Annotated in this window: 9 protein-coding genes; 3 read left to right on the forward strand and 6 right to left on the reverse strand. The window is 65.0% G+C overall.

The features are described from left to right. Window position 1 precedes the first annotated feature (1 nt). Genes AB4Z00_RS22215 through AB4Z00_RS22225 form a run of 3 tightly spaced genes read right to left on the reverse strand, consistent with a single transcriptional unit; the run spans window position 2 to window position 6,355 of the window. The gene (locus AB4Z00_RS22215; RefSeq protein ID WP_442047283.1) at window positions 2-2,305 is read right to left on the reverse strand and encodes a beta-glucosidase; all 2,304 of its coding nucleotides are present in this window, start codon (window positions 2,303-2,305) and stop codon (window positions 2-4) included. Continuing rightward, window positions 2,302-3,855: a tryptophan halogenase family protein gene (locus tag AB4Z00_RS22220; protein ID WP_442047284.1), complete on the reverse strand. Its 1,554-nt coding sequence runs from the start codon at window positions 3,853-3,855 to the stop codon at window positions 2,302-2,304. The genes AB4Z00_RS22215 and AB4Z00_RS22220 overlap by 4 nt, the downstream gene beginning before the upstream one ends. Window positions 3,856-3,877: 22 nt before the next feature. Further along, window positions 3,878-6,355, reverse strand: coding sequence for a TonB-dependent receptor (locus AB4Z00_RS22225; protein WP_132268864.1), 2,478 nt, complete (start codon window positions 6,353-6,355; stop codon window positions 3,878-3,880). Between the two features lie 177 nt (window positions 6,356-6,532). Between AB4Z00_RS22225 and AB4Z00_RS22230 the strand changes: the two genes are divergently transcribed. After that, window positions 6,533-7,798, forward strand: a complete 1,266-nt coding sequence (locus AB4Z00_RS22230; RefSeq protein WP_134095950.1) for an MFS transporter — start codon at window positions 6,533-6,535, stop codon at window positions 7,796-7,798. Then, window positions 7,795-8,811, forward strand: coding sequence for a LacI family DNA-binding transcriptional regulator (locus AB4Z00_RS22235; RefSeq protein WP_442047285.1), 1,017 nt, complete (start codon window positions 7,795-7,797; stop codon window positions 8,809-8,811). The genes AB4Z00_RS22230 and AB4Z00_RS22235 overlap by 4 nt, the downstream gene beginning before the upstream one ends. Window positions 8,812-9,089: 278 nt before the next feature. On the opposite strand, the gene AB4Z00_RS22240 is transcribed toward AB4Z00_RS22235, so the two are convergent. Together AB4Z00_RS22240 and AB4Z00_RS22245 are read right to left on the reverse strand one after the other, a co-directional pair. Continuing rightward, on the reverse strand, window positions 9,090-10,250 hold the full coding sequence (locus AB4Z00_RS22240; protein ID WP_442047286.1) for an acyltransferase family protein: 1,161 nt from the start codon (window positions 10,248-10,250) through the stop codon (window positions 9,090-9,092). Further along, window positions 10,247-11,740 carry a hypothetical protein gene (locus AB4Z00_RS22245; RefSeq protein WP_442047287.1) on the reverse strand — a complete coding sequence of 498 codons (1,494 nt, stop codon included), beginning with the start codon at window positions 11,738-11,740 and terminating at the stop codon, window positions 10,247-10,249. The genes AB4Z00_RS22240 and AB4Z00_RS22245 overlap by 4 nt, the downstream gene beginning before the upstream one ends. 393 nt (window positions 11,741-12,133) lie before the next feature. Here AB4Z00_RS22245 and AB4Z00_RS22250 point away from each other — a divergent pair, with 393 nt between their 5' ends. Beyond that, on the forward strand, window positions 12,134-14,650 hold the full coding sequence (locus AB4Z00_RS22250; protein WP_442047288.1) for a calcium-binding protein: 2,517 nt from the start codon (window positions 12,134-12,136) through the stop codon (window positions 14,648-14,650). Between the two features lie 485 nt (window positions 14,651-15,135). Here the strand turns inward: AB4Z00_RS22250 and AB4Z00_RS22255 are convergent, their stop codons facing one another. Continuing rightward, window positions 15,136-15,681, reverse strand: a complete 546-nt coding sequence (locus AB4Z00_RS22255; protein WP_132268855.1) for a calcium-binding protein — start codon at window positions 15,679-15,681, stop codon at window positions 15,136-15,138. Between the last annotated feature and the right edge of the window lie 251 nt (window positions 15,682-15,932).

The raw sequence follows: 15,932 nt of genomic DNA on the forward strand, positions 1-15,932 counted from the left end.
GTCACGGCCTGGCGGTCACCCGGTCGAGATTGGCGGCGCCTTCGAGAGCGGCGTCACCGGCGAAGTGGCCGATGCGCAGGCGATAGGCGCCGGCATCGACGATCCAGCCGGGTGCGGCGTTGTCGAAACGGGCGATCACGCGCGGGTCGACGGTCAGCGAGACGTGGCGGGTCTCGCCGGGCTTGAGCCAGACCTTCTCGAACCCGGCCAGGCGATAGGCGCTCGTGCCTGCGGCGCTTTTCGCCTCGACATAGAGCTGCGGCACGTCGGCGCCTTCGCGCTTGCCGCTGTTGGTCACGTCGAAGGCGACGGTCAGCCTGGCGCCGCCGGACACCTTGAGGTTGGCGTAGCGGAAGCTGGTGTAGGTAAGGCCGAAGCCGAAGGGGAACAGCGGCTTTTCGTTCTTCGCGGCATACCAGCGGTAGCCGACATCGGCGCCCTCCGGGTAGTCGACCGGGAAGGAGGCGACGCCGCCGCTCATGCCGTAGACGGTCTTGTCCCCGGCGCTGCGCCGCGCTTCGGCGGCGTGGAGTTCGGCCAGGCCGAGCGGCTGCGGGCGCGGGGCCTGATCGATGCCGACCGGGAACGTCATCGGCAGGCGGCCCGAAGGATCGACCGCGCCGAACAGGATATTGGCGATCGCCTCGCCCCCGCGCTGGCCGGGATACCAGGCCTGGAGAATGGCGGGTACGCGGCTGACCCAGGGCATGAGCACCGGCCCGCCAGCCTCGACCACCACCAGCGTCTTCTTGTTGGCGCCGGCGACGGCCTCGATCAGCGCGTCCTGGTTGTCGGGCAGGGCCATGCTCTCGGGGTCCTGCGCCTCGGTGCGCCAGGCCCAGGCGAAGACGAGCGCCATGTCCGCGCCCTTCGCGGCGGCGGCTGCCGCCTTGGGGTCGCTGCCGTCGACATACGTGACGCTGGCGCCCGGCGCGAGGGCCTGGATCGCTTTCAGCGGCGAGGAGGCATGCCAGGTGATCCGCGCGAAGGAGGCGGCGGCGCCCTTGGTCAGGGGGATTTCGACCGGCGCGCCGCCTACGGAGCGGACCTGCGAGGACCCGCCGCCCGAAAGCACGCCCACGTCCGCATGGGCGCCGATCAGCACGATCTTCTTCGCGGTCCTGGCGAGAGGCAGCAGGTCGCCCTGGTTCTTGAGCAGGACGATGCCTTCCTCGGCCGCGCGCTGGGCGACTTCGGCGTGAGCCGCATAGTCGATCTGCTGGGCGCTCTCGGGAACGGGGTTATCCATCAAGCCGCTGTCGATCACGCCGAACAGGATGCGGCGGACCATGTCGTCAAGGCGGGCCATAGGGATGCGCCCGGCCTTCACCGCTTCGGCGAACCTGGTGTCGAAGAACATCTGGTCGTCCAGTTCCTGGCCGGAATCCTGGTCGAGCCCATTGATGGCGGCCTTCTCGGTGGAATGGACCGCGCCCCAGTCGGACATGACCCAGCCCTTGTAGGCCCAGTCCTGCTTGAGCACCTTGTTCAGCAGCCAGTCGTTCTCGCAGGCATAGTCGCCGTTGACCTTGTTGTAGGCGCACATGACGGAGGCGGGCTGGCCGGCCTCGATGCCGAGCTGGAAGGCCAGCAGGTCGCTCTCGCGCAGTTCGGCGGTGCCGATCCGGGCATCGAGCACGGTGCGGCCGGTTTCCTGCGAGTTCAAGGCGAAGTGCTTGATGGTGGAGACGATGTGGTTGCTCTGCACGCCCTTGATGTGCTGGCCCACCATGACGCCGGCGAGCAGCGGGTCTTCGCCGAGATACTCGAAATTGCGGCCGTTCCAGGGGTCGCGGGTCAGGTTGACGCCGCCGGCCAGCAGCACGTTGAAGGTCTTGGCGCGGGCTTCGGCGCCGATCATCGCGCCGCCTTCATAAGCGAGCTTCGGGTTGAACGTGGCGGCGGTGGCGATGCTGGCCGGGAGCGCGGTGGCTACGTCGCCCTTGCGCTGCTCGATCTGGTTGGCGACGCCGAGGCTGGCGTCGCTCTCCCGCAGGGTCGGGATGCCCAGGCGCGGAATGCCGGGGATATGGCCGGCAGAGGGGATCATCGCGATGGGCACCGCCGGCTTGGCCAGGGGCGGGAAGAACCCGTGGACCAGCTGCAGCTTCTCTTCCAGCGTCATCTGCTTGACGAGGGCATCGGCGCGGGCCTGGGAGGACGGGGAGGTCGCGGCGGAAGTGGAGGCCCCAGCACTCTGGACAGGCGCGCTCTGGGCAGGTGCGTTTTGAGCCAGCGCCGGTGCGCTCAGGCTGGCGCCGGCCATGAGGCCGGCGATCAGGGCAGTCTTGGTGGCAGAAATCATCGGAAAACCTTGTTGGGCTGGGGGGCCGAGCGAGCGTGATAATGGTCGAGAAGGGCGCGGTGGTCCGGCAGGGCACCGCGGGCGCCGGCATGGGCGCTGCGGACGCGGGAGAAGACATCGCGCGCAGCGGCGCCACCGGGATAGCGGGCCGCTCCGGCGGAAAGGCTGGTTTCGAAGCCCATGCCGTAGAGGATGTAGTGGTAGCTTGGCGGCAGGAAGGTCTCGAGATCCACCACGAAGTCGAAGCGCGAGGGCGGGCGGTGGCGCCACTGCGCCAGCATGTCCTGCAAGGCTTCGGGGATGGAGGCCGGATCGGCATTGTCGCGCCAATAGGCGGTGTCGGTGCGCCGGGTGATGCAGTAGTGCAGCTTGAGGAAATGGACGATGCGCTCGAAGCGGGCCGCCATCAGCCGGTTGAAGCTGCGCGCGGCAGCGTCGCGGGCGGCGCGGCTGCCGRGAACGAGGAATTCGCCGATCATCTTGAGCGCGGCCTCGATCAGCATGATGCCGGTCGATTCCAGCGGCTCGAAGAAGCCGGCGGAAAGGCCCACGGCCACGCAGTTGCCGATCCACTGGGTCTCGCGGTAGCCGGTTTCGAAGCGCAGCTGGCGCGGGGTCAGGCTGTCGCCTTCGCTGCCGACATAGCGGCGCAGCGTTGCTTCCGCATCTTCGTCCGAGCAATGGCGGCTGGAGTAGACATAGCCGATGCCGCGGCGTTCGCTGAGGCCGATGTCCCAGGTCCAGCCCGCCTCGTGCGCGGTGGCCAGAGTATAGGGCCGCACCGGCGCGCCGGGTTCGGCATAGGGCACCTGCATGGCCAGGGCGCGATCGTTGAACAGGCTGCCGGCGCAGGAGGTGAAGCCCGCTCCCAGCGTCTGGCCAATCAGCAGCGAGCGGAAGCCCGAGCAATCCAGGAAGAAGTCGCCTTCCACGCGGCGGCCATCGGCCAGCACGAGCGCGGCGATATCGCCATCGTCCGCACGCTCCACGGTGGCGACGGTTCCTTCGATGCGGTCGACCCCGGCGGCGACGGATATGTCGCGCAGGTAATCGGCGAAGCGGGCCGCGTCGAAGTGGTAGGCATAGTTCATCGGGCCGGAGAAGTCGGGGTCTTCGACCCGCTTGGGACCGCGTCCGGCGCGGATCACCTGTTCCTGCACGGTGACGGCATCGGCCCAGGGGAGGCGCTGGCCGCTGTCATCGGCGATCCAGTGCGGCAGCAGCGCTTCGTCCTCGCCGCCCACGGGCAGGTTGAACGGATGGAAATAGCTGTCGGTGCCGGTGGCCCAGCCGTCGAACAGCACGCCCTGCTTGAAGGTGGCGTCGGCGCGGACCAGGAATTCCGCCTCGCTGATCCCCAGGCCCGCCAGTGTCGTGCGGATCGTGGGAAAAGTCCCTTCCCCCACGCCGATGATGCCGATCTCGCTGGATTCGACCAGCGTGACGTTCGGCAGCTTCAACGTGCGGGAAAGGTAGGCGGCGGCCAGCCAACCGGCCGTACCGCCGCCCAGGATGACGACGCGACCGGAGGAGGGATAGTCGGTCGTCATGTTGTTTCCTTTCAGCTCGCTATCAGAAGTTCGCGCTGGCGCGCACACCCCAGGTCCGCGGCGGCTGCAGGTTCGAGAGGAACACCGGATCGTAGCGCGGCGCGCCGAAGGCACCGGCACCGGTACGGATATGCCCGTTCTCGATGTTCTGGACGAAGGCTTCGACCGAGTACCTGCCGTCTGCCGGGCTGAACCGGAGCGAGGCGTCGGAACGGAAGTAGGCCTTCTGCTTGTCCCACGACGTGCCGTTGGTGCCGCGGTCGGGCATGTTGTCGGCCGGATCGTTGACGTTCACGAACGGATTGGCGTCGCCGTTGAAGTAGCTCAGCCAGCTCTTGGTTTCGTAATGGGTGGTGAAGCGCGGGGTGATCCGGGCTCCGCTCGCCAGTTCGAAATCATGCTCATAGCTCAGCGTGGCCGAGAAGCGCGGCGCGTGGGCCAGTTCGTTGCCCTGCAGCTGCACGATGGAGGACGCCTTGCCACCGTCGTAGAGACGGCCGTCGACGCTTTCCAGATCGTCCAGCTTGGTCTTCTGCAGCGTAGCCGAGAAGTTCAGGCGGTCGTTGGCGGTGAAGGCGGCGTTCATTTCCGCTTCCAGGCCGTAAGCCTTCGCGCCCTTGGCGTTCTGGGTCACGATCTGGCTGCGCACCACGTTGCCCGCATCGTCGCGGAAGGTGACGGCCTGGTTGACCTGGTATCCCTTGAAGTCGGAATAATAGGCCGCCAGGTTGAGCGTCACGGCCCGGTCGAGCAGGCGGGTCTTGAGGCCGACTTCGTAGTTGGTCAGGGTTTCCGGATCGGTCAGACCGGCATTGTCCTGGATGTTGCCCGACTTGAAGCCGGTGGAGATGCTGGCATAGCCCAGCGTGTCCTCGGCAAGATCGGCATCGACGCGGGCGAGGTAGGTCAGCTTGTCCCACTTGCCCTTCACGTCGTTGTTCGAGATCGAGAAGCCGGGCAGCAGGGCCACCAGTTCCGCGGCCGAAGCATCGGGATAGGCGCCGAAGATGCCGGTGGTGCAGGCGCCGCCGGGTGCCTTGTCGGCATCGGTGCAGCCGTCGCCCGAGAACGTGACGTTACGGCCGCCGATGTCCTGCTTCTTGTCCGAGGTGTAGCGCAGGCCGCCGGTCAGGCGCAGCCAGTCGGTGGCGTGCCACACGGTCTGGCCGAACACGGCGCGGCTGTCGATCTGGCGATTGGCCTGGATGAAGCTGCCCGCCCAGCTGAACGTACCGTCGCGGTAGCCGTTGCGCTGGTCGATGTCGAAGCGGATCTTGTTCTTCTCGTGGCTGTAGTAAGCGCCCAGGATCCAGTCGAGTTCGTTCTCGCCGCTCGACTTGAGCTGGAGTTCGTGGCTCTGGAAGTCATAGCGCGACGACAGCGTGGCGTTCTCGTTGAAGGCGCCGAGCGGCAGGTCGTTGCCGTCCGCATCCACCTGGCCGGTCGGGGGCAGGGCGCCCGCATCGGCATCGGTGCGGGTGCTGCCGCCGATGCGCGACCAGCCGGCGATGTAGCTGAGCTGGACGCCGTCCGTGATGTCGTAGTTCATCGTGCTGCGCACGGCGACCGAATAGCGGTCGGTGCTGGGCGCGGTGTCGCTCAGGGTGGACCAGCGCTTGGTGCCCGCGCGCGGGGTCTGGAGCAGGCCGATAACCGGCGCGCCGTTGTCGAGGAAGCCTTCCGCCGACAGGTTCCAGCTGAACTTCTCGCTCGGCTGCCAGAGCATCGAGACGCGGCCCGACTGCTGGTCGGCGGCATAGTACTTCTTGCCCGAAGTGACGAAGGCCGACTTGTTGATGCCGGCGATGTCAGGCGCGGCCTGGTAGTCGGCATAGCCGTCGTGGCGGTCGCTGACGAAAGCGACGCGGAAGGCCAGGGTGTCGGTGACGGGGATGTTGATCGCACCGCGCACGCCGAGACGGTCGTAGTTGCCGGCGGTCACTTCGACATTGCCGCTGAACTCACCGAGCTTGGGCTTGGCCGAGATCAGGCTGAGCGCGCCGACGGTGGCGTTGCGGCCAAACAGCGTGCCCTGCGGGCCGCGCAGCACTTCCACGCGTTCCATGTCGTACATCAGTACCGAGGCGCCCTGCGAGCGCGGCGAATAGATGCCGTCGATATAGATGGCGACTTCGGGGTCGGCCACTTCGGTATAGGCGCTGTCGTTGCCGATGCCGCGCAGGGTCAGCAGCACGGCCGACTGGTCGCCCTGCTGGTTGAACTGCAGCGAAGGCACGAAACGGGCCAGGTCGGTAACGTCCTTGACGCCGTTCTTGGTCAGCGTTTCCTGGCTGAAGGCCGAAATCGCGATCGGCGTCGACTGAAGAGTCGTTTCGCGGCGCGTGGCCGTGACGATGATGTCACCGTTGGAAGCAGCCGACGACGCCTGTTGCGCCGAATTCTGGGCAGGTGCTGCGGCATCCTGCGCGTGGGCTGCGGTGGAAATGGAAAATAGGCAAGCCGCGAGCGCTGTGCCCGCGACGAGATCGTGCCTCGTCATGTCATCCTCCCAGATGGTTTGTACCTTGTGAGCGGCTGATGGCCGCAATCTGACATCGATGTCAAGCGCATTTGAAAACGGTTCGGCAACGATTTGACATCGATGTCAGATTGTGGATTTCATGACACATCATTTCCGCGATCCGGCCCGTTTGCCTTCGCCTGCCGAGTGCCATAGATGTCCACCATGTCGCTTTCCCCCCCGATCAGCCGCACGTCCGAAGCGCAGGAATCGGTGACCCGCCGCCTGTTCTGGCTCTCCATCGGCGTGTTCTTCATCGGCGGGTTCCTGAGCGCTTCGGTCGGCCTGCTGGTGCCGCAGCTCAAGTCGGTGCTGGCGCTGGACTACAAGAGCGCGCTGCTGATCCAGCTGGCTTTCCACTCCAGCTACTTGCTGTTCGCCCTGCCGGCGGCGCTATCGGTGGTTCGAATCGGATATATGCGGGCGATCGCGGCGGGGCTGACGGTCATGGCGGCGGGTTGCCTGGCGCTGGTCCTCGCGCAGGGGATGCGGCAATTCCTGTTGGTGCTGGGAGCATTGCTGCTGCTTTCGGCCGGGCAGACGGTCCTGCAGATCGCGGCCAATACGGTGGTGACGGTGATCGGGCCGTCGCGGCGCTCGGCTTTCCGGCTCAACCTGCTGCAGGGCTTCAACTCCCTCGGCACCGTGCTTGGCCCGCTGGTGAGCGCGCCGTTCCTTCTGGCCGACATCGCCCCCGGCGCGCGCGTGGAGGTGACCGCGTCGATACCCTTCATCGCCATCGGGGCAGGACTGGCGACGCTGGCCACGTTCTACATCGCGCACCGGGCATTGCTGGCCGACGCGCCGTCCGCCGCGGGCGACTATCTCCCGCGGGACTGGACCCGGCAGATCTTCGCCGTGCTCGGCGAGCGCCGGCTTCTCTGGGGTGCCTGTGCGATCTTCCTCTACGTGGGCGCGGAAGTGACGATCGGGACGCTGATGACGAACGTGCTGATGCTGCCGAACCGGCTGGCGCTGGAGCCGGTCAGTGCCGGGCGACTGGTCAGCCTCTACTGGGCGGGGGCCATGATCGGCCGTTTCGCCGGGGCCTGGCTGATGACCTGGATCGCCGAGGCCCGCTTGCTGGTCTACGCGGCCTTGGCGGCGATCATGCTGACGGTGGCCGCGGCCCTGCTGCCCGGCGCGGCTGGTGCCGGCGCCCTGATCGCTGTCGGTCTGTGCAACGCGATCATGTACCCGACCATCTACGCGCTCGCCATGCCGCGGGACAGCAGCAAGGCCCCGCTGGCCTCGATGTGGCTCTGCATGGCGGTGGTCGGCGGGGCGATCGTGCCGCTGCTTACCGGCATGGCGGCTGACGCGATCGGCCTGCTACCGGCACTGCTGCTGCCGGCGGCCTGCTACGTGGGGATCGCCCTGTTCGCTGCCCTGTGCGTGCGCGGCGGGGAGGCAGCGTCTTGAGCATCGTCACGATCAAGGATGTCGCGGCCAAGGCCGGCGTCTCACCCAAGACGGTGTCCCGCGTCATCAACGGCGAGGCCTATGTGCGGCCCGAGGTGCGGGAACTGGTGCAGAAAGTCGTGGCCGAACTCGACTATCGGCCCAATGCCTTTGCGCGCAGCCTGTCCAGCTCGCGTTCCTATTTGCTGGGCCTGTTCATCGACGATCCCGTCTCAGGCTATGCCACGGACGTTCAGCACGGAGCCTTGATCGGCTGCCGGCAGCGCAGCTACCACCTGGTGGTGGAGCCGGTCGATCTGACGGCGCCCGATTGGGAGAGCCAGGTTCGCGGCAGTATCGCGGCGCTGCGGCTCGACGGGGCGATCGTCGCCCCGCCGATCTGTGACGAGGCGGCGCTGATGGCCGTTTTCGCCGAGTCCGGCCTGCCCACCGTTCTTGTCGCGCCCAGCAGCGCTCCGCCGGCTTCGGGAACGGTGCGCATGGACGATCGCCGTGCAGCGCAGGAGATGACGGAATATCTGCTGGGCCTTGGCCATCGGCGGATCGGTTTCGTCCAGGGCCCGATCAGCCATAGCGCCTCGGCGCGGCGTGAAGAGGGCTTCCGCAAGGCCATGGCCGCAGCGGGCGTCACGGTCGATGAGGACTGCATCGTGCGCGGAGACTTCAGTTCGCGCACGGGCATGGAACTGGGTGAGCGCCTTCTGGCCCTGCCGGAACGCCCCACCGCGATATTCGCCTCGAACGACGACATGGCGCTCGGGGTGCTGATCACCGCGATGAAGCATGGCATTTCCGTGCCGGAAAGGCTCTCTGTCTGCGGCTTCGACGATGCGCCGTCTTCCCGGGCGGCCTGGCCGCAAGTCACGACCGTCCGCCAGCCCAAGGCGGAGATGGCGGCAGCGGCCGTCGATATTCTGGTGAACCCGCAGTTCCGGCAGAAGGCGGGGGACGAGCACGCGCATCTGATGCTGCCGCATGAACTCATCCTGCGTGGCAGCACGGGCCCGGCATAGTTGTGAGGCGCCGGTAAGCGGGGCGAAAATTGCCGGGCCAGGGGTCGCGAAATCGGAGCGCGTCAGAGCCTTCCAGTGGCCGGCCGCTCTCCCTGAGAGTGCGGGGCCGGGGATGTGCGCTCTCAGGCTGGATGGAACGGAGCCCAGGATCGATCTGGGCATTGCCGAGATCTTGCTGCGGCCGATCATCTGCACATCCGGCACTTGAGAAAAACGGATGCAGTCCCGCGGGTCCGTTTTGCATGTGAGCATGTCGCACCAGGATTCGTCGTGTCCATTCACGAGTCTGCGGTTTCGTGGCGGAGTCCTCTCGCGCCCACGGGATTTGCGGGCGATTTGCGCGCCAGTGATACTTCCACGCCGTGCTGCCGATACCGCGCATCCAGGGCCTTGCGAAGAATGCGCTGGGCGGGGCGGTCGTAGAAAGTGGTGGCGAGGGCGGCCACGCCCAGGATGACCGGAACCATCAGGTAGGCTTCGAACCCGGCATCGCTTCTTCCGGTGAATCTTTCGGAGAGGCCCGAATAGAGCGCGAGGAAGGGGACGTGCAGCCCGTAGACGGCGTAGGAAATCGTGCCGAGGAACCGGGCGCCCGGCACAATGCGCTGGCGGCCGGAGCATACTGCCAGCACCAGCGCCGCCGGCAGTGCCAGGGCCGTCATGGCGACAACCCAAGATACATCGCTCACTGGCAGGGCCAGCGCCGCCACGGTCACCATGATCGCGATCGTGGCAGCGCCTCGCCCCAGCACGGGCAGCCGATCACGCGCCGCGTGGATCAGGAGTCCGGTCAGGAAACCGAACGATACGCGCGCCATGCCGCCCGCCAGCGTCGGCCCGCTCCAGCCGAGATCCATTGTCCCGTGATGGCGCGCCAGCAGGCAGAGGCTGACCAGGCTGAGGATCGCGAGCAAAGCCAAAGTGCCGGGGCGTCTGGCGACCAGCCATGCCGCCCATATCAGGTTGATGACGATTTCGAAGAACAGCGACCAGAGGGGGCCGTTGATCGGAAAAACTTCCCAGCCCGTTGCCGATCCGTGCCACCATTTCGGAAGCAGCAGTCCATTGAGCAGGGCGCTTCCCAGGATCGTCGGCAGGTCGTCCGACCGGGAGGGCGCCGCGTACCAGCGGGTGAGCGCGTAAGTCGTCCCGAGACAGACGCCGAGAACCACGATCGGCATCATCCGAGCCATGCGCCGCATGGCAAATTCGGCGAAGGTCATCTCGCCGGTGAGCCGCCGTCCATAGGCTTCCGCCAGGACGAAGCCGCTCAGCATGAAGAAGAAGTCGACCGCAAGGTAGCCGTTGGCAGCGACCACCGGCGCGCCGATGCGCGTCCCGATGTGGAAGAGCAGGACGACAAGAGCCGCAATTCCGCGAAGTTCATCCAGGAGACCATATCGATCATGCGCGTTGGTCAACGCCGTCGCCGCGGTCATGAGGTTGCAGCTCCGTTCGGCAGAAGCGCCGCTTGATCCATCGAGACAGCACTGAGCGATGCGGGAGGCTGCGCGGGCGACCCTTCCGGCACATGGCCCATTCCCCTTCGCTTTGCCTGGGCGATGGCAAGGGCGGCGGTGATGCCGAACCCGAACCCGGTCAAAGGCTCGAAGTTGGCGTCAGCGATCATCAACGACACGACGATCATCGGCACGTAGGAAAACCGGAATGCCGACATGATGATTTCGGATTCCACGGTCGCGTATCGCGGGGATCGAAAGAACGATTGCGCCGCGAAGGCGTAGAACAGAACTCCGCCCAGTATTCCCGTTGCGCTCAACACCGCGACGATGCTGCTGGAAGAGCGGGTGCTCCCCAGGCCAATTCCGAAGCCATGGCTGTCGAACAGGCTGGAAAGCGCGATCACCCGCCACATTCCGCGTTCCTCGTACGACAGGGAGGAGGTCTTTTGCAGAACCATCCGATCGATCAAGGCCAGTATCGGATCGAGCAAGCCCGGTTTGAACAGCAGCGCCAGGGTTATCGCGACCAGTATCGTGACGAGAACGGACAATTCGCCCATCAGGCCTTGCCTGTATACATGCGCGCCCCGACCTTGCGCATGGGCGCGTAGCAGCCATTCCAGTGCGGCCATCGCCGCGAACACTGCCAGCCCCACATAGGCGGCGGAAGACTTGGACTGCCAGCACAGGACGACCAGCAGGACGAGCAGTATGGGGCATATCCTGTCGCGCAACGTCTGGCTCAGGATTGCGCGCCGGTAGAAGTGCAAGGCGCAGAGGAATCCTAGGCAGTAATTTCCGAAGGCCGAGGCTTCCGGCATGAGGCCGACCACGCGCTTCGAGCCCAGCACTTCCACTTCGGTCGCGAGGGCGTAGGAAGCCGTCCGAAACGGCGTAAGCACCGCGGCGAGAGGCAGGTATTGGCTTGCGAAGTCGAGCAGTCCCGTCGCGATCAGCATTGCGGCGCCCAGGCAGATGGACTGGAGGGCATGCTGGCGCATCGCAGGATTCTGGAGCAGTCTGGCCATGGCAAAGACGGTGAAGACCGAGATGGTCATGTAGACCCATTGCGACAGGTTCTGCGTGGTTGGATGCAGCGGCACGGGCGTGCTCAGAACACCGCGAACCGGTACGACGAGGATGTCACCGGCGAACAGGTGCGGCATGAACAGCGTGGCAACACTGGCGACGATCCAGAAGGCGAAAAGGCACAGCAGCCGGTCCGGCAGGAGCGCCAGCGTGAGGAAAGACGAAGGCCCGCCGCGAGCGAGGAAGGTCTTGCCGATGATAATCAGCGCCACGATCGGTGTCGCTACGAATGTCAGGCCGCCGGTGAGGTTGGTCGGGATGGCGGCGCAGGCGCCGAAGGGCATCGTGGCGAAGAACAGGTAGAGCGCGAAAGGCGGCCGCCTGATGATGGCGCAACAGATGAGGAGCCAGAACAGAACGATAGGAAGGGCGTTCATGAGGCGACTGAAACTGACGCCAAGGTTCCACGCCCCGGTGCGCTTCCTGAAGTATTGCTGGCTCTGGCGGGTATCAAGTCTATCTCCGGGAACGTCGCCCTTGCGAGTGCGGACTGGCGTTACCTTAGTCGTGCAGAGGCCGATCTTGCAGCGCGAACATCTCCGAAATCGACGTAACGGCCCGCAGTTCAACAGGAAGCATGGCCATTATCGATCTTTTTTTCAGCAGAACGGCCGTCAAATCGGCGAAAGGTGCAGTATCTATAAGTAACAATACGTGGTGGGTAAGGAACAGTCTGTCAGGAGAGATGTTCGGGCGGATAACCATGCACTTACATCGATTGGTACCGTCTGCGGCGCATCTGGAGCGATACCATTCCACGAGGCCGTTTCATGACTATCGTTCTGGGTGCGCAAACCCATTTCAGCCAGGGTTGGAGCCCCTCTCTGCTCGATGCCGCAGCAACGCTTGGCGCCGAGGCCATTCGCGACAGCATTCCCTGGGGCGCCGTGGAGACGGCGGCCGGTCGCTACGACTTCACGGTGCCGCAGGCCGCCTGGCTCGATCGGGCGCTGGGACAGGGGCTCTTCGTCACGCTGACTTTCGCCCATGCCAATGCTCTCTATGACAAGGGTTTCACCGTCTACAGCGATGCGGGTCGGCAGGCATTTGCCGACTTCGTCGTCGCCACTCTGAAGCACTATCCCGGTGTAGGCGCGATCGAGATCGGCAACGAATACAATTCGAACTCGTTCGTTACCGGCCCGATCGCCACTGCTTCGGCCGCCGAGCGTGATGACTACTATGCCAAACTGGTCTCCGCGGTAGATACCGCGCTTGGCAAGGCCGGTATCGAGGTGGAAATGGTGGGCGGGGCAACCCATTCCATTCCGGTCGATTATTTTGCCGATCTCAAGGCGCTGGGGACGCTGGATCTTCTCGACGCGATATCGATCCACCCCTACACGACGCCGCCCGAGCAGTTTGCCGACCAGATCGGCGTGCTGCGCGGCGTGATCGGCAATCGGATCGAGATCCGGGTTACCGAGTTCGGCGGCAATTTTGCCTCCCTGGATGAGGCGCCCGCCTATCTGGCCAAGATGCTCAGCGTCATGGGGGCGGCCGGGATCGAAAGCGCGAGTTGGTATGCCCTGGCGCGGCAATCCTATTTTCCGAACATGGAGCTGTGGAACACGGCGGCGGGGCAGGCCACGCCGGCCGGTGAAGCCTTCCAGTTCCTCGACGGCCTGTTGGCAGGCGCGCCGACGATCGCGCGAGTGGCCACCGACGATTTCACCTACTTCTATACCTTTGGAGACAATGCGGCGGTGCTCTGGGGGCAGACCGGCTCGGTTTCCCTGGCCCCGGGGGTTGCCGCCTACGATCTGGAGGGGAACCGCATCGCCCAATTCGATGGAAGGATTTCGGCGGACCAGCCGATCATCCTGAAGTCCGAAGGCACGATCTCGGCTGCATCGGTGGCATTTCATGCCGGGGCGCTCGTCGCGGACAGTTTCGACCAGTTCGACGTGACCAACAAGGATGCCGCCGGCGCCGGTTTCGAAGGCCCCTGGTCCTACTTCACCCGGTCGGGAACGGGGCAGACGACGGCTCTCCAGACCATGGGCGGAGGCTTGAAAAGCGGGGAACCCTGGACGCCCTACCTGGGATCGCAATGGCTCCGCCCGCTGGAGGTCAATGCGACCAGCGTGACGCCCGCGGACTTTTCCGGCGGGACCAGTGCCGCCTCGCGCTATGCCGTCCTGGAGCGATATACGTCTCCCGTGGCCGGTCTCTTCACGATCAAGGGCGACTACGACGTGGGCGACCAGTCCAAGGATGGCATCTATCTCACCGTGACCGTCAATGATCTGCAGATCCTGCAGCAGCACGTCTACGATCCGGCCCACGGCAATCGCTATAGCTTCAGTCTCGACCATGTCAGGCTGGCGGCGGGCGACCGGGTGGAGTTCACGGTATCGTCGGGTGCCAATGCGACCGGCGACGCCACTGCGCGGCATATCCAGATATTCTCCGAGGCGCCGGCGCTCGCGGCGATGGCCGAGGTCCCTGCTGCGGACTGGAGCAATGCCAAGGCAGGCGTTCGGCTGGATCTGGCGACGGCGAGTGCGGTGGTCGATGGCAGGAAAGTCGCCGTGAGCGCGTCCGACGCGATTGGCTCCAGCCACAACGACATCCTTTCGGGCGATGCTCACGGCAACCACCTGGAGGGCGGCGCGGGAGACGACCGTCTGCTGGGGCTCGATGGGGATGACGTCCTGATCGGCGGAAGCGGCGCGGATCGTCTGGACGGCGGGCACGGAGCGGATCGCATGGAGGGCGGAAGCGGGGACGACACGTATTATGTCGACAACGTTCGGGACCAGGTCACCGAGCACATGGCGGGAGACGGCGTCGATACGGTCCGTTCCGATGTGGACTTCGTTCTGGGCGACTGGATCGAGCATCTCTATCTGATCGGCACCGATGATATCGACGGAACCGGAAATGCGCTGCCGAACATCATCTATGGCAATGACGGTGCCAATGTGATCTCGGGCGGTGGCGGTGCGGACAAGTTGCAGGGCGGAGCAGGGGCGGACGTGTTCCTGTTCGACGTGCTGGAATCCGGCCGAAACGCCGATATCATCCTGGATTTCACGCATGGCGTGGACCGCATCGCCATCGACCGCGATGCCTTCGCAGGCATCGCTGGCTGGTCGGCCGGCGCTGTGGAGGGCTTTGGAATCGGAAATCAGGCGACGAGGCCCGACATGCACCTGTTCTACGATCCCGGGATCGGCATGCTCTACTACGATGCGGACGGCGACGGTGCGGCCTCTGCAGTTGCCCTGGCCAGTCTGCGCGGAAAGCCGATGATCGATGCGACCGATGTCATCCTTTTCTGATCCGCGCCGCCCGGCGGCGACCGACGGCCTTGCGGAGGGCAGGATGCACCGGACTGCCGCCGTGCCGGAGGGGGCAGTGCATCGATCTTCGCCTTGGGCGGCAGCGCATTGCGGACGGGATCCCGGCGAAAGCGCGCGCCTCTGTCGTTCGACGGCAGCACTGGAGCATGTCTTTGCAAGCGAGGGGCCGCGGCGACCGATGCTGGGGCTGGCGGTGGCGGCAAGTCTTTCCGCCTTGGCCTGGGGCTGCCTGCTGACGCTCCTGATCTGAGGTTCAGGTCTGGATTCCACTGCCCCGGTGTCAGGCGGTGTCTCCAAGGCATACTGAGTTTCTGCTTAGCCTTGGACCGCCTATCCGCGCTTGGACAATGCCGAGATACGGTCGCCGTTGGGCGACATTCGCGCGCGCCGCGCGCCCCGCCTTATGGACACGATGAACCGGAGAAGGATGGGCCTTCTCCGGTTCTTGTCGTGTGCCTTGGGTGTCAGGCGACGAGAATGTCCGCATCGACGAGGTGGACGTCGTAGAGCATTACCGAAGTGCTGCCGTAGGTCAGGATGGTATTGTCTCCAAAGAACGAGATCGAATATCCGGCGCCGTCCGTCAGCTGGACTTTGTCGATGCCCTGTTCGAAATCGAACACTTTGTCCGACCCGTCGTCCTTGTCGAACTGGAAGATGTCGGAGCCGGTTACGGACGGGTCGTTGGGGTCGTCGCCATAGAGCACGTCGTTGTCGGCACCACCCTGGATGATGTCGTCTCCGGCGCCGCCATAAAGGCGATCGTCGCCGCCGCCGCCGTGGAGCGTGTCGTTGCCGTCGCCGCCGCGCAGCTTATCCGGCGAACCCTGGCCCCAGAGAATGTCGTCACCCTCGTCACCATAGAGATTGTCGCTGTTCGCGCCGCCCTGGATGATGTCGTTGCCGCCATTGCCGTGCACGGTATCGTTGCCCTGGCCGGACAGGATTTCGTCATTGGCCGAAGTGCCCGACAGGATATCACCAATCGAAGATCCATCAATTATTGCCACGGGATGTTCCTTCCGAAAATCGTTGAGTCATGAATCGCGATAATTCGACGACGATTGTGCCGGCTTCCCGATTATCTCTTCAGCAAATCACGCCCACTCAAGAGACTTGGCGAAGTTCCCCTGTTGCCCAATTCCCGTTTGGTGGATCTGGAACAGCAATTCGACCTACTCTCTATCGTGCCAGACGAATACTCCGTATCGCGATGGAGTGGCAATAGAATAAATCATCATGGCGGCGCTGATGGTGCAGT

It is taken from the genome of Novosphingobium sp. YAF33 (assembly GCF_052113265.1).
Classification (GTDB): Bacteria; Pseudomonadota; Alphaproteobacteria; order Sphingomonadales; family Sphingomonadaceae; genus Novosphingobium.